Source organism: Mesorhizobium sp. P171375 (genome assembly GCF_057786075.1).
In genome coordinates, this window is record NZ_JBYNWF010000001.1 from 4,395,384 (window position 1) to 4,410,454 (window position 15,071).

17 protein-coding genes are annotated in these 15,071 nt (G+C 62.8%); 11 read left to right on the plus strand and 6 right to left on the minus strand.

Annotation, left to right across the window (positions count from 1 at the left end; genetic code table 11):
• Genes kce through ACYHH6_RS21225 form a run of 3 tightly spaced genes read right to left on the minus strand, consistent with a single transcriptional unit; the run spans position 1 to position 3,945 of the window.
• Positions 1 to 930 (minus strand): 3,5-dioxohexanoate:acetyl-CoA acetone transferase, encoded by a 930-nt coding sequence (gene kce / locus ACYHH6_RS21215; RefSeq protein WP_352586727.1) that lies wholly within the window; start codon positions 928 to 930, stop codon positions 1 to 3.
• Positions 931 to 935: 5 nt separating this feature from the next.
• Positions 936 to 2,303 carry an aminotransferase family protein gene (locus ACYHH6_RS21220; protein ID WP_352586728.1) on the minus strand — a complete coding sequence of 456 codons (1,368 nt, stop codon included), beginning with the start codon at positions 2,301 to 2,303 and terminating at the stop codon, positions 936 to 938.
• Between the two features lies 1 nt (position 2,304).
• The gene (locus ACYHH6_RS21225) at positions 2,305 to 3,945 is read right to left on the minus strand and encodes a N,N-dimethylformamidase beta subunit family domain-containing protein (RefSeq protein ID WP_352586730.1); all 1,641 of its coding nucleotides are present in this window, start codon (positions 3,943 to 3,945) and stop codon (positions 2,305 to 2,307) included.
• A gap of 154 nt (positions 3,946 to 4,099) precedes the next feature.
• Between ACYHH6_RS21225 and ACYHH6_RS21230 the strand changes: the two genes are divergently transcribed.
• Both ACYHH6_RS21230 and ACYHH6_RS21235 read left to right on the plus strand, forming a co-directional pair.
• Positions 4,100 to 4,348: a ParB N-terminal domain-containing protein gene (locus tag ACYHH6_RS21230; protein ID WP_008875526.1), complete on the plus strand. Its 249-nt coding sequence runs from the start codon at positions 4,100 to 4,102 to the stop codon at positions 4,346 to 4,348.
• A gap of 118 nt (positions 4,349 to 4,466) precedes the next feature.
• Complete coding sequence (locus ACYHH6_RS21235; RefSeq protein WP_352586732.1) at positions 4,467 to 5,423, plus strand: alpha/beta fold hydrolase; 957 nt, start codon at positions 4,467 to 4,469, stop codon at positions 5,421 to 5,423.
• A 61-nt stretch (positions 5,424 to 5,484) separates the two neighbouring features.
• On the opposite strand, the gene ACYHH6_RS21240 is transcribed toward ACYHH6_RS21235, so the two are convergent.
• Entirely contained in the window at positions 5,485 to 6,111 is a 627-nt protein-coding gene (locus tag ACYHH6_RS21240) for a 2OG-Fe(II) oxygenase family protein (protein WP_352586996.1), read from the minus strand.
• A 594-nt stretch (positions 6,112 to 6,705) separates the two neighbouring features.
• On the opposite strand from ACYHH6_RS21240, the gene ACYHH6_RS21245 reads away from it, so the two are divergent.
• The 4 genes from ACYHH6_RS21245 to ACYHH6_RS21260 all read left to right on the plus strand — a co-directional run bounded on the left by ACYHH6_RS21245 (position 6,706) and on the right by ACYHH6_RS21260 (position 9,457).
• On the plus strand, positions 6,706 to 7,104 hold the full coding sequence (locus ACYHH6_RS21245) for a GFA family protein (protein WP_112561805.1): 399 nt from the start codon (positions 6,706 to 6,708) through the stop codon (positions 7,102 to 7,104).
• 118 nt (positions 7,105 to 7,222) lie between these two features.
• The gene (locus ACYHH6_RS21250) at positions 7,223 to 7,414 is read left to right on the plus strand and encodes a hypothetical protein (RefSeq protein WP_352586734.1); all 192 of its coding nucleotides are present in this window, start codon (positions 7,223 to 7,225) and stop codon (positions 7,412 to 7,414) included.
• Positions 7,415 to 7,701: 287 nt separating this feature from the next.
• The gene (locus tag ACYHH6_RS21255; protein ID WP_352586736.1) at positions 7,702 to 8,787 is read left to right on the plus strand and encodes a glycoside hydrolase family 25 protein; all 1,086 of its coding nucleotides are present in this window, start codon (positions 7,702 to 7,704) and stop codon (positions 8,785 to 8,787) included.
• Positions 8,788 to 8,953: 166 nt separating this feature from the next.
• Positions 8,954 to 9,457, plus strand: a complete 504-nt coding sequence (locus tag ACYHH6_RS21260) for a DUF2314 domain-containing protein (RefSeq protein ID WP_352586738.1) — start codon at positions 8,954 to 8,956, stop codon at positions 9,455 to 9,457.
• 4 nt (positions 9,458 to 9,461) lie between these two features.
• On the opposite strand, the gene ACYHH6_RS21265 is transcribed toward ACYHH6_RS21260, so the two are convergent.
• Positions 9,462 to 10,406, minus strand: a complete 945-nt coding sequence (locus ACYHH6_RS21265) for a LysR family transcriptional regulator (protein WP_352586740.1) — start codon at positions 10,404 to 10,406, stop codon at positions 9,462 to 9,464.
• A gap of 104 nt (positions 10,407 to 10,510) precedes the next feature.
• Here ACYHH6_RS21265 and ACYHH6_RS21270 point away from each other — a divergent pair, with 104 nt between their 5' ends.
• Genes ACYHH6_RS21270 through ACYHH6_RS21280 form a run of 3 tightly spaced genes read left to right on the plus strand, consistent with a single transcriptional unit; the run spans position 10,511 to position 12,210 of the window.
• A complete protein-coding gene (locus ACYHH6_RS21270) occupies positions 10,511 to 10,684 on the plus strand; it encodes a hypothetical protein (RefSeq protein ID WP_185970365.1) in 174 nt (57 codons plus the stop codon).
• Between the two features lie 39 nt (positions 10,685 to 10,723).
• Positions 10,724 to 11,332: a class I SAM-dependent DNA methyltransferase gene (locus tag ACYHH6_RS21275; RefSeq protein WP_352586743.1), complete on the plus strand. Its 609-nt coding sequence runs from the start codon at positions 10,724 to 10,726 to the stop codon at positions 11,330 to 11,332.
• A complete protein-coding gene (locus tag ACYHH6_RS21280) occupies positions 11,329 to 12,210 on the plus strand; it encodes a DMT family transporter (RefSeq protein ID WP_352586745.1) in 882 nt (293 codons plus the stop codon). The genes ACYHH6_RS21275 and ACYHH6_RS21280 overlap by 4 nt, the downstream gene beginning before the upstream one ends.
• Positions 12,211 to 12,230: 20 nt before the next feature.
• Here ACYHH6_RS21280 and ACYHH6_RS21285 read toward each other — a convergent pair whose 3' ends face one another.
• Positions 12,231 to 13,172 carry a phosphoribosylaminoimidazolesuccinocarboxamide synthase gene (locus ACYHH6_RS21285; protein ID WP_352586999.1) on the minus strand — a complete coding sequence of 314 codons (942 nt, stop codon included), beginning with the start codon at positions 13,170 to 13,172 and terminating at the stop codon, positions 12,231 to 12,233.
• A 249-nt stretch (positions 13,173 to 13,421) separates the two neighbouring features.
• On the opposite strand from ACYHH6_RS21285, the gene ACYHH6_RS21290 reads away from it, so the two are divergent.
• Both ACYHH6_RS21290 and ACYHH6_RS21295 read left to right on the plus strand, forming a co-directional pair.
• Complete coding sequence (locus ACYHH6_RS21290; protein ID WP_352586747.1) at positions 13,422 to 14,396, plus strand: DUF3592 domain-containing protein; 975 nt, start codon at positions 13,422 to 13,424, stop codon at positions 14,394 to 14,396.
• 24 nt (positions 14,397 to 14,420) lie between these two features.
• Positions 14,421 to 15,032 (plus strand): hypothetical protein, encoded by a 612-nt coding sequence (locus tag ACYHH6_RS21295; protein WP_352586749.1) that lies wholly within the window; start codon positions 14,421 to 14,423, stop codon positions 15,030 to 15,032.
• Positions 15,033 to 15,071 lie beyond the last annotated feature (39 nt).

Genomic DNA, 15,071 nt, shown 5'->3' on the forward strand with positions numbered 1-15,071 from the left:
CTAGAATGCCACCCGATCGCCGCCCTTCAGCGCCAGCATTTCCCTTGCCTCCGCCGGCGTGGCGACGTCCAGCGACAGCCCGTCGAGAATGGCTCGGATGCGGCGCACCTGGTCGGCGTTGGATTTCGCCAGCTGGCGGCCGTCATAGAGACTGTCCTCCAGCCCGACGCGGACATTCCCGCCCATCGCAGCCGCGATCGAGATCAGCGGCATCTGGTTGCGGCCGGCGGCGAGCACCGAGAACTGGTAGCTGTCGCCGAACAATTTGTCGGCGATTCGCTTCATGTGGACGAGATTATCCGGGTCGGCGCCGATGCCGCCCAGAATGCCAAGCACGAACTGGATGAACAGCGGTCCGGACACCAGCCCGCGGTCGCGGAAATGCGCCAGCGAATAAAGATGGCCGACATCGTAGCATTCGAATTCGAAGCGCGTACCGCAGCCCTTACCGAGCTTTTCAAGCACGCCTTCCATATCGGCAAAAGTGTTCTTGAAGATCGTGTCGCGCGTGGCCTCGAGCAGCTTCGGCTCCCACTCGTGCTGCCATTCCCTCGGCTTGTCGAGCATCGGGAACAGCGCGAAATTCATCGATCCCATGTTGAGAGAGCACATTTCAGGCTCGGCCCTGAGCGGCGCCGCCAGCCGCTGGTCCAGCGTCATCAGCGACGAGCCACCGGTGGTGATGTTGATCACCGCATCGGTGGCCTGCTTGATGCGCGGCAGGAACTGCATGAAGACCTCAGGATCGGCCGTCGGGCGACCGTCCTTGGGGTCGCGGGCGTGCAGATGCAGGATCGAGGCGCCGGCTTCCGCCGCGGCGATGGCGTCCGTGGTGATCTGGTCCGGCGTCAGCGGCAGATAGGGCGACATCGATGGCGTGTGCACCGAGCCGGTGACCGCACAGGTGATGATGACTTTTCGCGGCGCCATGCTTCTTACCCTTCGACCGGCAGGTCGAGTTCGCCGGCCAGCACCTCGAGCGAGTCGCCGATGATGGAAATGATCTCGCCGATCTGCTCAGCCGTGACGATCATCGGCGGCGCAACCATGAAATTGTCGCCGTCGACGCCGCCCTTGACCCTGCGGCCATAGATGATCAGCCCGCGTTCATAGGCAAGGTCGAGCAGGCGCTGCGTGGCTTTCTTGCCCTGCTCGATCGGCCGCAGCGTCTCGGGGTCGGCAACCATCTCGGCGCCGGTGAGCAGGCCCTTGCCGCGCACGTCGGCGATGAACGGAAAACGTTTCGCCAGCCCTTTCAGCCCATCCATCAACACGTCGCCCATGGCGGCGGCGTTGGCGATCAGGTCGAGCCGGTCCATCTCGCCGAGCACGGCGAGCCCGGCGGCGCAGGCGAGCGGATTGCCGGCATAAGTGTGGCCATGCTGGAAGCCGCCCGACGCCAGCAGCGGCTCGACCAGCCGCATCGGGGCGGCAAGCGCGCCGAGAGGCGCGTAACCCGAGCCCAGCCCCTTGGACAGCGCGACGAGGTCGGGCTTGCAGTTCCAGTGGTCGCCGCCGAGGAATTTGCCGGTGCGCCCGGCGCCGCTCATCACTTCGTCATGGATGAGCAGGATGCCGTAGCGGTCGCAGATCTCGCGGATGCGCGCATAGTAGCTGTCCGGTGCCACCAGGGCGGAAGTCGCCGCGCCGCCGATCGGCTCCATGATGAAGGCGACGACGCTTTCCGGCCCTTCGGCCTGGATCTTCTCCTCCAGCATGTCGGCATAGCGGATGCCGCGCTGTTCCATGGAAAGATTATCGCGGTCGCGCCAGGCGGTCGGCGCCGGCACGGTCGGCATCACCCGCATCATCGGCGTGAAGGTTTCGGCCAGCGCATCGTCGCCGGTGATCGAAAGGGAACCCAGCGTGCCGCCGTGATAGGAGGGGAAGCGGGTGATCACCTTCCAGCGCTTCGGCTGGCCGGCGGCAACAGCCCATTGCCGCGCCAGCTTGATGCAGGACTCCGTCGCTTCCGAACCGCCCGAGACGAAGAAGATGCGGTCCATGCCTTCAGGCAGTTTGCCCGCCAGTTCCCGCGCCAGTTCCTCGGCCGGTTCGTTTTCGAAATGCAGCCGGTAGGCGAAGGTGGCGCGGTCCATCTGACGCTTCATGGCGTCCAGCACATTGCGATTGGAATGGCCGATATTGGCGACCATCGGACCGCTCGATCCGTCGATGAAGCGGCGGCCATCCTGCGTCCACATGTAGATGCCTTCGGCGCGGTCGATCAGCGGCCGGCGCAGGCTGGAGAGGTAGAACAGATGCGACGCGCGGCCGGCTTCGGGTGCGGCAGGTTTTTGCATGTCAGGACTTTCCGAGATAGCGGTCGATTACATTCCTGGTCACGCGCTCGACCATCGGATCTTGCCTCAGCAGGCCGGCGACCCATTCGCAACTTCCGGCGTGAAAGACCTCGCCCTTGCCGCGCGGGAAATTGACGATCATGCCGTTGCCGCGTTTGACTTTTTCCAGATTGGCGTCGCTCGGCTCGCCGAACAGCGTCTCGGCGGTGAAGCGGCCATCCTCGTCGGTCAAAAACTGGTCTTCGATCGGGATGTCGGCGCTTTCCTCGACCTGGCTGGCCATGCCGACCGCCAGCACCTGCAGGCCGTCGGGCGCGCCACTGTCCGATGTCGGGTAGGGCAGACCGCCGCGGATCTCGAAATCGAGCCCGTCGACCTCATAGCCATAGACATGGCTGTCGGCGCCGAGCAGGTCGCCATAATAGATGCCGGTGCCGGCAAAGGCCCAATGCTCCGGACGGTAGACTGGAAAGCCGCGTACGCCGCGCGGCGCGCAGCCGCCCCAGCCGGCATAGACGCCGCGTGTGGCGTTGAGCCCGAAGGTGGCGCTGCCGGGACGGCCGATCTCCGGCGCTTCCCACGAGTTGGTGGCGCGGGTAACGTCACCACCGCTGTAGGCGGGATCTTCGGCCCGTGCGCGGTATTTGTAGCAGACCTGCCGGCGGCCTTCGTCCTCCAGCCTGGTCTGCCACATGAAATTGCCGGCAAAGCGCGCCGCGTGGCCGCCGCCTGTCACATAGGCATCGACCGCGTCGCGCATTTCCCAGGTCCAGTATTCGTCATGGCCGACGAAAACGACGCAGTCATAGCCATCGAGAATTTCGGGCGAAAAATGCAGATCATGCTGGCTGGCGAGATCGACGCCGTAGCCGGCGCGCTCGGCAAAGCGGAAGAAGTGGCTGTCATAGCTTGCCCAGCCGGATGACGTGTATTTCTTCGAATGGCCGGTGGCATAGGCCCATTCCATATGGGGATAACGCGGCACGGTCTTGGGCGGCACCGCGACCTCCAGCGGCACCCGCGGCGCATCCTTCGGCAATACGACGAAGCCACGGCACCACGGCCGCTGTGTCGACACCATACGCGCATACTGATCGCGGCCCGGCCCGGTGATGCCCTGATAGGCGTTCGAGCCGCCCCAGGTGTTGTAGGAGAGCCATGTGCCGGTCGCCGCCACCTGCAGCACGCGGCCATGTTTTTTGCCGGGGGAAGGAGCGACGATGATGAGATGGTGGCATTGGATAGGCTTGCCGTCGCGGCCGTCTGCCGTCAGCGTCAGCCGGTAAGCGCCGGACGGCCAGTCGTCACTAACGCGGAAGTCGAACGATGCTTCCCAGCTGCAGCCTTCCACCGAGCACTGGTCGGGCGTGTCCTGCCAGCGCGCCGACAGGCCGGTCTGCTCAAAGACCTTTGTCTCGGTGCCGCCATCGCGGACAATCGTCAGGTTGAAGCGTGAAGCCGTCGAACTGACGTGGAGCGTTACAATCTCTCCGGCGCGGTAGGAGAAGCGGTCCGAATAGCACCAGATCTCGCCGCGCGCGCCATCCATCCCCGGCCATTCGTAGTAATGGCCGCGCACCGCCTCGCGGCGCTGCTCGGGCGTCAGTCCGAAATCGGGAAACTCAGTCGGCAGATGGGTCATGGACACCGGAAACGTGACAGGCCGCCATTTCGGCTATCTCCCGGCCAAGCGTCAAATGGAAACGATCGGGCCAGCAATTGCTTAGCCGCTCTTGGCCGCACCCGGCAAAGCGACTATCTCAGGCAAGGCGGTATTGTCCGCCTCGGGAGCCCGCATGCTGAGAGTGCAGAAGGTCAAGGTCGACGACATCTACGTGCCGACGGCGCGCAAAAAGACGCTGCATCCCGAAACGGTCCGCCATCTGGCCGAAGACATACTGGAAAACGGCATGAAGACGCCGATCCAGGTCCGCCACGACGGCAAGCGTCATATCCTGGTCGAGGGTCTGCATCGGCTGGAAGCCGCCAAATGGCTCGGCGAGACAGAAATCGACGCCTATCTGGTGCAAGCCAAGCGCCACTGAGGCGCACCCTCCGACCGATCAACAACAGCCGATCATCGCTCCGCAGATTTTTTCGCGGACCGTGTCGGCTTGTGGAGTGCTCGCTCGTCCTTGGGGCAGACCCTGAGGAGACTGACACATGTCCAGATCGATTTTTTTCGCCATGCTTGCCTCGGTTGCGGCCTTGTTCGCGGCACCCGGCCTGACCAATGCAGAGGAGACAAAGACCGCCATGACGACCGAGACCAATGCCATGCCGACGCCGGAAAGGTCCGGCCTGCTGCCTATCAATGGGTTGTTTTATTATTACGCCGTCTACGGCAAGGGCGAACCGTTGCTTCTGCTGCATGGCGGCCTCGGCACGTCGAATATGTTCGCCCCTCTGCTGCCGAAGCTGGCGGAGCATCGCACCGTCATCGCCGTCGACCTGCAGGGCCACGGCCGCACCGCGCTCGGCGAGCGGCCATTCAGCCTGGAGGCGATCGGCGACGACATGGCTGCCATCGTCAAGGCGCTCGGCTATGATAAGGTCGACGTGCTCGGCTATTCGCTGGGCGGCGGCGTCGCCTTCCGCATGGCCGTCCAGCACCCCGAGACAATACGCAGGCTTGTCCTGGTGTCGACCGGCTACGCCGCCGATGGCTTCTACGACGAAATGCGTCCGCAACAGGCTCAGGTGAGCGCCGCTGCCGCGCCGTTCATGAAGGACACCCCGATGTACAAGTCCTACGTTGCAGTGGCGCCGTATCCGGACGATTTCCCGAAACTGCTCGACGCGCTCGGCAATTTCATGCGCAAGGATTACGACTATTCCGCCGATGTGGCGAAGCTGAAGATGCCGGTCATGCTCGCCTATGGCGACAGCGACATGTACAAGCCCGAGCACGAGATCAAGTTCTACCAGATGCTCGGCGGCGGATTGAAGGATGCCGGCTGGATGCGCGAGAACCTGTCGCAGAACCGGCTGGCCATCATTCCCAACCGCACCCACTACGACGTCTTCTTTGCGCCGGAACTGACGGCCGCGGCGCTGCCGTTCCTCAACGGCGAAACCAAGGTAAAGACCTGGGACGAAGTCGTCACCGAAACCGAGTAGGTCTGCCGGAAGTTGAAACCGGCCGTCTCCAGTGAGACGGCCGGTTTTTGTGTCTGCGAAACTACGAAGCCTTGGCGCGGCGCGGCTCGCGCAAATGCTTGACGCCGCTCATCTCGATGAAATTCGTCGCCGACTCCCAGAGATAATCGCCATAGAGGAACGGTTCGAAGGGCGCCGCACCTGCCGGCGGCAGCGGCGCGATCTCCGCATCGACGCGCGGTTCGTAGAAGAACGGGATCGAATAGCGCGCCGTCTTCGGCGCGATCACCCGGTGCAGCGTCGCCCGCACCCGGCCGCCGGTCCAGCGCTCGAGCAATTGGCCGAAATTGACCGCCAGCGTGCCGTCGGCGGGCGGCACGTCGATCCATTCGCCGGCAAGGTTCTTCGCCTGCAGGCCCTCGACGCCATCCTGCGCCAGCAGCGTGACGAAGCCGGAATCGGCATGTTCGCGGCCGATGATGGTGCGCGTCTCGCCTTTGTGGCGACCGAGAATTCCGGCCCGCTCAGATCGACGCCGCTGTTGGCATCGCGCAAGGGATAGCGGATCAACCGCAGCGTCGAGATGCCGCCGTCGAAATCGGCATCGAAGATTGTCTCCGGCAGGCCGAGGCCGCGCGCGATCGAGCGCATCAGTGGGTTGCCGAGCGCTTCCATGGCCAGGTAGTAGTTTGCGGCAGCGTCGCGCCAGCCAGGCAGCACTGCTTCAGCTGGTAATGGCGTCGGCTCGCGCAACGGGTCGTCCGCGTCGAAGCCGGCGGTTAGCGCATGCGCAATGTCCGGCCCCATGTCGATGCCTTCCTTGTAGGAGACGGCGGTCGGCTGCAGCGGGAACCAGCCGCGATAGACGTTCTTCTTGGTGCGGTCGAAATTCCAGCGCAGCAGCTTTGCCTTTTCGGCCTCGGGCAAGGCGAAGATGTTGAGCAGCAGCAATCGCTTGTCCCGCGTCAGCCATTCGTCGCCCGGAAAATCCCGGATTGCCATGAAGCCGATGCCGGAGGCCGCGGCCAGGATCCGCGCGTCGGTGCGCTCGCGGCCGGACGAGGGCGGCCCGAACAGATCCGCGACGGCAATGGTTTCGATGTCCTGCGCCATGGTTTCCTCCCGGTCGGCCCAAGGCAAGCAGGCGCGGCGGTTGGCCGGCTGTCAATGCTTCGCCGCCGCCTCGGGTTGGGCCAGCGGCAGGCCATCGGTCGTATCAGCGCAATCGATAGCGCCATCAGGGCTTTTCAATTGACTGAAAGCTGCCTGTCGATACTTTCAAAGACCTTCGGGGGTTCAGATGATGGCGAAATATCAGGGTGGGTGCCTGTGCGGGGCAGTGCGCTACGGCACCGAAGCGGAGCCGCTCAACCAGCGCGTCTGCCATTGCCGGCGCTGCCAGAAGGTGATCGGCGCGGCCTTCAACGCGCGTCTGCTGTTTCGCATCGATGATGTCACGGTCGAGGGGCAGGTGGCGACGGTCAACACCTCTCCGGACCTCAAGCGCGGCTTTTGCGCCGCCTGCGGCACGACGCTGTTTTCCCGGCGCGATTCCGCGGGCATCGTCGGCATCACCACCGGCTCGCTCGACGATCCCTCGCTGTTCAAGCCGGAAATGCATATGTGGACTGCCTCGAAGCAGCCCTGGCTGCGGCTCGATGATGGCCTGCCACACTATGAAGGTGCGCCGCCTCCGAACTGATGCCGGCCTTACCAGAAAGTAATCCCGAAAACACGACATAGCCGGCAAAACGTCATTGGCGGGCCATGATTGCCTGCCTATCTATCGGCCGCGGGTCTGGTATTGGAGGAGACGACCGATGAGCGACAGAATCAACACCCTGGACGAGCTTTTGAGCGATCCGCTGGTCCTGCTCGTGATGGAGCGCGACCGCGTACGCCCCGAACAGGTTCGCCTGCTGCTCGAACGAGCGCGTCGCCCTGCTGTTGACGCCGTGCCCCCCGCGCATGTGGTGGCCAAAAGCTGTATGCAGCAATGGCTGGGCAGGTAGGGGCTTCCCCTTCTCCCCTTGTGGGAGAAGGTGGCCGAGCGAAGCTCGGTCGGATGAGGGGTGCTCCAGGGAACGCCAACGCCTCACTCCGCTGGAACACCCCTCAACCGTCTCGGCGCTATCGCGCCGATCCACCTTCTCCCACAAGGGGAGAAGGGAAAACGGTCAAAATTATACCTAACAACTCGATTCAAACTTTATTGGTAATTTATCGTTAGTAATCGAAGCCGGTTTGTCCGGCGGCGTCTGTTTGCCATCGGTCTGTTGTGTTTTGCGTACAGGTCCAGATGCGGATTTCAGGCGTCGTCAGTTTTATGGTGGCATCGCTGTGCCTTGCCGGCTGCTCGTCCACGGCGGGCGTCGATGCCTTGCAGCCGTCGAACGAGACGACCAGTTCGGTCGTGCGGCCAAGAGCGCCGGTGGCAGCGGCTCCGGTGGAGACCGCCGACCTTGCGCCGATGCGGTCCGCCCCTATGGCCGACGATGCCGTGACCGACAATGCCGTGGCCGACAATGCGCCTCCATTCTCCATGGTCGAGGAAGAGGAGGCCATTGTCGCGGACACGCCTTCGGCCGATGGGAACGCCAGCCCGCAGCTCGAGCCGGTTGCGCTGATGTCGCCGCCGAAGCGGCTGACGCGCGCGGCGCCGGCCATGCTGGCCTCGCCGGTCACTCGCTACGGCTTTCGCGATGCCAAGCCAATTAATTTCGGCAAGGCCTCGCCGCGCTACCTCGCTGTGCATGGCGTCGACGTCTCGCGTTGGCAGGGCAACGTCAACTGGGGCAAGCTGCGCGCCCAGGGCGCCAACTTCGCCTACATCAAGGCGACCGATGGCGGCGACCATCTCGACCCGATGTTCATGAAGAACTGGCGCAATGCCGACGCCGCCGGGCTGAAGCGCGGCGCCTATCATTTCTTCTACTGGTGCCGCACCGCCGGCGAGCAGGCCGACTGGTTCATCCGCAATGTGCCGAAGATGGACGGCGCGCTGCCGCCGGTGATCGATGTCGAATGGAACGGCGAATCCTCCTGCAGGCGGCGGCCTTCGCGCGCCACGGTGTTGGAGAAGATGCAGGTGTTCATGGACAAGCTCGAGCGCCATTACGGCCAGCGGCCCATCATCTACACCAGCCCCGATTTCTACCGCGACAATCTCAAGGGCGCCTTTCCAGACTATCCGTTCTGGCTGCGCGCTGTGGCGCGGCATCCCTCAAAAGTCTATCCCGGCCGCAAATGGCTGTTCTGGCAGTATTCCGGTTCCGGCCTGTCGCATGGCGTGACCGGTCGCATCGACCTCAACGTCTTCCATGGCGACGAGCGCGCCTGGCGGGCATGGGCGGGCGGACAGACTACCGTCGCCGACGCCAACTGACGCTTCGCAGGGCTGGCGACAATGCCGCTGGAACCTGCGCCTGCGGCCATTGCGATGCCTTGGCTTGAATTTTCAGCGTCTCGCTAACGATCCGCTCACTCTGTCCTTTAGCGGTATCGCAACAGCCTTCCGGTAACGTGCCCGTGATCGGGTTTCGGAGGGGTCCATGCGCAATCCAATTGTGGCCATCGCTGTTGTCGCCGCTGTCGGCTACGGCTTTTTCAATTCGCTCGGGCATATGCGGGGTAGCGGCGACTCGCTGGCGGAGTCGAAGCAAAACGTCGTTTCCTATTCCACCGTGGACAAGGCGATGCAGGCTGCCAAGGACAGCGGCCGCTCTACCCTCAAGCGCTTCCACGAACTGATGGCCGCCGGCACGCCCGGCACCTACACGGTAAAATTCCCGCTGACCCAGAACGGCGCCACCGAGCACATCTGGCTGCAGCTGGTCGGCTACAGCGACGGCTCCTATATCGGCCTGCTCGCCGACGTGCCGGTCAACGGCAACAAGTACAAGATGGGCGACAGGATGACCGTGACTGAGGCCGACGTCGAGGACTGGATGATCAAGAACGGCAAGGTGATCTACGGCGGCTACACCACGCGCCAGGCGCTTGCGGATATGCCGAAGGAACAGGTCGCAAAATACGGGCTGACCTTCAAGGACTGAGGACCTAGGCGCGGGCGAGCTCTATCGCCGCGCTTTGAGGGACATCGCGCCGTTCGTGCTCGCGTATCTCTGCCGTTTGCGCCAGCACCCAGTCGCGAAACACCTTGATCTTGGGGGTGTTTCGCCGGCTCTCCAGGTGCACCAACCAATAGCCGTCGCCATCGGATCCAAGCACGTTGAATGGCTGTATCAACTGGCCCTTTGCCAAAAGGGCGCTGTAGAGGTTTTTGGTGAGGATCGCGGCGCCCTTGTCGGTCAGTGCCGCCATCGCATCATAGGCCTGCGTACCCAGCTTCGGGCCGGCCATGATGCGATCGGGCTCGAACGGCACGCCGGCCGCTTCGAACCAGATTTTCCACCACGGATCGTCGGCGCAGCATAGCGGCACCTTGTAGAGATCTTCGGGGCGGTGGATGCCGCCGACGCTCTCGGCGAGCTTCGGACTGAGCATTGGCGTGTAGTCGGCCTTGAACAGATAATGCGCCGTCAGGCCGGGCCATTTTCCGCTGCCGGTGCGAATGCCGACATCCATGTCGCCGCGCGCAAAATCGACAAGCCCCTGCGATGTATTGACCTTCACGGCCAAGTCGGGATGCATCAGCTGGAATGTTCCGAGCCATACGGCGAGCCAGTTCGTTGCGAAGGTCTCCATGGTTGTCACCGACAGTACGCCGGTCGCTCCACCCTTGGTGGCGACCCATGCATCGGCCAGCGCCGAGAACGCGCCGGATGCGTGCGGCGCCAGCTGTTGTCCAGCCTCGGTTAAGGCGATCTGCCTTGTTTTTCTTATAAAAAGCGGCGTTCCGGCGCGTTCTTCCAGCACCTTGATCTGATAGGAGGCGGCTGACTGGGTCATGCCGAGTTCCTCGGCAGCCTTGGTGAAACTGCCAAGCCGCGCGGCGGCTTCAAACACCCGGATGGCTCCTAATGGCGGTAGTTCCCAGCTCATGACGCATCAATCCTCCTGATGCATACTACGCGACGTTCGATTGGAAACCAAGCCCGGAAAACGGCATGTTGTGTCCATCAGATCAAACCCTGGAGGACACGGAAATGACCACCACAATCGCTCTCTACAACACGCTTCGCCGCCCGGTGCTCGACCTCTTCACCGCGCCGTTCAGACCCCGCAAGCGCGGCCTGCTCGACCACCGCTCGCTGTCGGATCATTTCCTTAGGGATATCGGTATGCTTGATGGACGCGTGCCTCCCGGCACCATTCGCTAAGCAAGCTGTTTTGACCTAAAGGATGCGAGGGAGGGAAAGATGACTGTGCTGTCCGAGGATCTGGCGAAGAGCCGCAAAACCATCAACGCCTACGAGGACTATGCCGAACGCTACGACGCACTGGTCAGGCATGTTCCCAACCAGAGAGAACAGAAATGGCTGAAGCGGCTTGTCGCGATCACCGGCAAAGGTGGCCGGATTCTGGAAGTCGGGTCTGGGCCGGGATACGATGCGGACTTTGTCGAGGGGCTCGGCGTCAAGGTTCGGCGCACCGACGCGACAAAGCGGTTTCTCGAGCTGCAGGCCGCACGCGGCAAGCACGGTGAATTTCTCGATCTCATCACCGACGATCTCGGCGGCCCCTATGACGCGGTGCTCGCTTTGTGCGTCCTGATCCATGTGCCGCGCGAACAGACCGACCAGGTTCTTGCGAAGATAGCAGGGTCCCTGCGGCCGGGCGGCGCCTTCCTCGTATCGATGCGTATTGGCGATGGCGAGAAGAGCGGCGAATATCATACCGTCTACTGGCGCAGGGACGATTTTGCGGCCCGTCTCGAAAGCGCCGGGCTGGTCCTTGTCGGGGACGAATTCAACGTCGGCCGCGATCGCGAAGAATGGACCACCTTCCTGGCTGTGAGGCCCTCATGACTCGCCGCGGACTGCTGCTGTTTGCGCTGCTCAGCCTTTTGTGGGGCATTCCCTATCTGTTGATCAAGCTGGCGGTCGCCGAAGTGTCGGTGCCCTTCCTGGTCTTTGCCCGGACAGCCGTCGGCGCTCTGGTGCTGTTGCCCTTCGCCCTTGCCCAAGGCAGTTTCGAATGGCTGAAGACACAATGGCTTGCGGTCGCGGCATTCTGTGTGGTCGAGATGGTCTTGCCATGGGGGCTGATAGCGCATGGCGAAGTCAGCATCGACAGTTCCACCGCCGGGCTGCTGATTGCCATGACGCCGGCCGTAACCGTCGCCCTCTCCAAGCTGATGGGCTCGGATGAGCGGCTTGGCATACGCCGCTGGCTCGGTCTTTTCCTCGGCTTTGCCGGTGTCTTTGTGCTGGCGTTGCCGACACTGGGTGGCGGTCTTCTCACGGTCATCGAAATTCTTATCGCCGCGGCCTGTTATGCCTTGGGTTCGATCATCGCGTCGCGCTGGCTGAACGATGTGCCGGCCAGCGCGCTGACAGCTGTCTGTCTGATCGGGGCCGCCGTGATCTATGCCGTGGCATCGCAGGCCTGGCCGACGGTCATGCCGTCGATGACGGCGGTGAGCGCGATCGTCGGTCTTGGCGTGTTTTGCACGGCGATTGCCTTCGCCACCTACTTCCTGCTTGTGCGGGAGATCGGCCCGGAGCGGGCAGTCGTCATCACCTATGTGGCGCCCGCCGTCTCGGTGGCAGCCGGCGTGCTCGTCCTCTCGGAGCCGCTCGATATCGGCATTCTGATGGCTTTCGCGCTCATCCTGTGCGGGTCGTATCTCGGAACGTGGCGCGCTCCGCAAGAACCGTCCGTGTCCGCGACCTCGGCAAGCTGATCAGCGGCAACCAGCCGCTGTCAGAAGTATGGCTTGAGGTTCTCGCGAATACGGTCCAGCACCGTCTTTCCCGAAGTATCGGCGACGAAGGTTTTGCCGGTGATGGTTTCATAGGCCTGGGTATAAACCCGCGACGTCTGCTCGATGAGTTCGGCCGGGATTTTCGGAATACGATCCTTGTAGGGATCGCAACGCGCCGTGACCCAGGCGCGGATAAAATCCTTGTCGAAACTCTGTGGCCGCTCGCCAGCCTCGAAACGCTGCTTGTAGCTTTCCGCGAGCCAGTAGCGGCTTGAGTCAGGCGTATGGATTTCATCGGCAAGGATGATGCTGCCATCCTTGTTCGTGCCGAATTCGTATTTGGTGTCGACCAGGATCAGGCCGCGTTTGGCGGCCAGCGCCTTGCCGCGCGCAAACAGCGCCAGCGCATAGCGCGAGACGGTGTCCCACTGCTCTTCCGACAACAGGCCGCGCGTCAGGATATCGTCGCGCGTCAGGGGCTCGTCATGACCGCCATCGAGCGCCTTGCTGGTCGGCGTGATGATGGTCTGAGGCAGCTTCTCATTGTCGCGCAACCCGTCCGGCAGGCGGATGCCGTACATGTCGCGCTCACCGTTCTTGTATTTCGTCAGCACCGAAGTGCTGGTGGTGCCGGCGAGATAGTCGCGAACGACGATTTCCACCGGCAATATGTCGAGCCTCGTGCCTACAACGACATTGGGGTCGGGATAGTCGAGCACGTGGTTCGGGCAGATGTCAGCGGTTTCCTCGAACCAGTAGCGCGCCGTTTGCGTCAGCAGTTCACCCTTCAACGGGATCGCGGTCAGGATCACATCGAAGGCGCTCAGCCGATCGGTGGCGATGATGATGCGGCGGCCATCCGGCAGATCGTAATTCTCGCGGACCTTGCCTTTGTAGTGGTTCGGCAATTCCGGGATGAAGGCATCGGAGAGAACGCGCAGTGCTGTCATTCGGTGTCGTGGCTCCCAACGACGTGAGTTTCCGGGGCGACTATTAACAAAGTCGATGGCGCTTCGATACCGAACAGACGGCAATCGCCTGTAGAAAAGCCCGCCAGCCCCTACGCCATCAATCGATCGGCCTGGCATGCCGCCATCCCGAACGTGCCGGATTTTGCGAATAAACAAGACATTGCCGTCGCTGTGCTGTCTATTTGAAGCTTCCTGCAATTCTGGGGGAGCGGGGACGCGGTGGAACTGCAATTTCTGATCGTCGGGTTTGTCTGCGTGGTCGCGGCCGCGCTGTCGCTCATCACTTTCGTCAAATGGCGCGAGGTGCAGGCGATGAGCCACTGGCTGCCGACGCCGGGCAAGATCATCTCGTCGCGCGTCGAGGCGCGCAAGGTGAAGGTGTCGGGCGTCGGCGCCGACAGCGAGAAGGTCAGCGAAGTCAGGAATTTTCCCGCCATCACCTTCGAATACAAAGTGGCTGGCAAGAAATATCGCGGCTCGCGCTACAGCGTGAAGGAAAATCTCGGCAATTTCGAAGTCGATGAAACCCTGGCGCAGTTTCCGACAGGCGCCGAGGTGACGGTGTTTTATAACCCGGCCGACCCCAGCAAGGCGGTGATCGAGCGCACCTTGCCGGACGGCGCCTTCAAATTCATGGTCGAGCTGTCTGCGGGGCTGGTGATCGGTTCCGCGGTGCTGGTGTTTTCCACCGGTGGTGTTCTGAAGGCGATCAGGCCGTTCCTGCCCAAGCCGGAAAGCCTCGGCATCGCGATGGTTCTGTTTTTCATGGGCCTGTTCATCCTGCTCATGGGAATAGCCCAGAAGGTGCTTGCAAGGCGGGCGACAAAATGGCCGGTTGCCGCCGGCCGCATCGATGCTTCGGGACTTGAGACGGTCCGGATCGATGCCGGCTACCAACGCTGGCGCCGCGCCTTCCGGTCCCGCATCATCTACAGCTATGAGGTTGCCGGTCGGCGTTACAGCTCCAGCCACGTCACCTTCGGCGCTGCGGTCGCCGCCTCGCTGGCTGCCCTGGTTCGAGGCCAGTCGCAACGTTATGCCGAGGGCAGCAAGGTTGACGTGCACTACGACCCCGCCAACCCAGCCTCCGCCGTGCTCGAATGCAGGGTGCGCGGACTGTGGGTGCTGTGGGTCTGTTCGATTGGTTTTATTGGTGCTGCAGCCTGGTTGGTCGGGCTGGCGCCTACTCTTTAACAGGTCGCAATGATGAATAACTTTATGAGACCGATCGTCTTGGCCGGCGGTCTGTTTGCCTCCATTGCGCTATCTGCTGCAGCACGTGCGGATGAGCCGGCGCCATCGCGCCCGCCGATCGACAAATGCGTTTGGGAAAAACTGACCGACAAGACGATCAGGCTGACCGCCTGGGCGCAGCGCTGCGACTTCGGCTTCCGCCAGATCCATTTCGAATTCGTCGGCAACGCGCTCGCCATCAAATACAGCGATGGCGGCGCGCCCGATCCTCTGGTCGAGCTGTTCGACATCAAATCAGGCGAAACCGCCGAGGCTGCAGTGCTACGCCTGTTGCTGGAAAGAACCGACAGGTCCGTCAGCGCCCGCTGCGTGCTGGCGCCCTACACCGAGGGTGCCGTGCCCGCCGGCGTCAAACGCTACACATTCAGCCCCGACGCAGCCTACGCCAAGGAATTGAAGGCACTCGCCAATGATGAGGTTCCGCAGCCGCCCTGCGGCGAGTGGGGCGAAATGCCCGACGGCATCCAGTATTTCGAGGTGCCGGCGGGTGAGGGGCGCAGGGCGTTGTTCGTCCGGGTGGGGCAGGACGAGCCGTTGTTTGACGAGCAGACGCTGCGGGTGTTGCCCAAGGGGTAGCGCCGGGGCCTCACGGACAGCTCTCTCTGAGGCTGGAGG

Bases quoted from the DNA above. Each gene is read 5' to 3' on its own strand.
- kce (WP_352586727.1), bottom strand. From the start codon at position 930: ATGGCGCCGCGAAAAGTCATCATCACCTGTGCGGTCACCGGCTCGGTG.
- ACYHH6_RS21220 (WP_352586728.1), bottom strand. From the start codon at position 2,303: ATGCAAAAACCTGCCGCACCCGAAGCCGGCCGCGCGTCGCATCTGTTC.
- ACYHH6_RS21225 (WP_352586730.1), bottom strand. From the start codon at position 3,945: ATGACCCATCTGCCGACTGAGTTTCCCGATTTCGGACTGACGCCCGAG.
- ACYHH6_RS21230 (WP_008875526.1), top strand. From the start codon at position 4,100: ATGCTGAGAGTGCAGAAGGTCAAGGTCGACGACATCTACGTGCCGACG.
- ACYHH6_RS21235 (WP_352586732.1), top strand. From the start codon at position 4,467: ATGTCCAGATCGATTTTTTTCGCCATGCTTGCCTCGGTTGCGGCCTTG.
- ACYHH6_RS21245 (WP_112561805.1), top strand. From the start codon at position 6,706: ATGGCGAAATATCAGGGTGGGTGCCTGTGCGGGGCAGTGCGCTACGGC.
- ACYHH6_RS21250 (WP_352586734.1), top strand. From the start codon at position 7,223: ATGAGCGACAGAATCAACACCCTGGACGAGCTTTTGAGCGATCCGCTG.
- ACYHH6_RS21255 (WP_352586736.1), top strand. From the start codon at position 7,702: ATGCGGATTTCAGGCGTCGTCAGTTTTATGGTGGCATCGCTGTGCCTT.
- ACYHH6_RS21260 (WP_352586738.1), top strand. From the start codon at position 8,954: ATGCGCAATCCAATTGTGGCCATCGCTGTTGTCGCCGCTGTCGGCTAC.
- ACYHH6_RS21265 (WP_352586740.1), bottom strand. From the start codon at position 10,406: ATGAGCTGGGAACTACCGCCATTAGGAGCCATCCGGGTGTTTGAAGCC.
- ACYHH6_RS21270 (WP_185970365.1), top strand. From the start codon at position 10,511: ATGACCACCACAATCGCTCTCTACAACACGCTTCGCCGCCCGGTGCTC.
- ACYHH6_RS21275 (WP_352586743.1), top strand. From the start codon at position 10,724: ATGACTGTGCTGTCCGAGGATCTGGCGAAGAGCCGCAAAACCATCAAC.
- ACYHH6_RS21280 (WP_352586745.1), top strand. From the start codon at position 11,329: ATGACTCGCCGCGGACTGCTGCTGTTTGCGCTGCTCAGCCTTTTGTGG.
- ACYHH6_RS21295 (WP_352586749.1), top strand. From the start codon at position 14,421: ATGAGACCGATCGTCTTGGCCGGCGGTCTGTTTGCCTCCATTGCGCTA.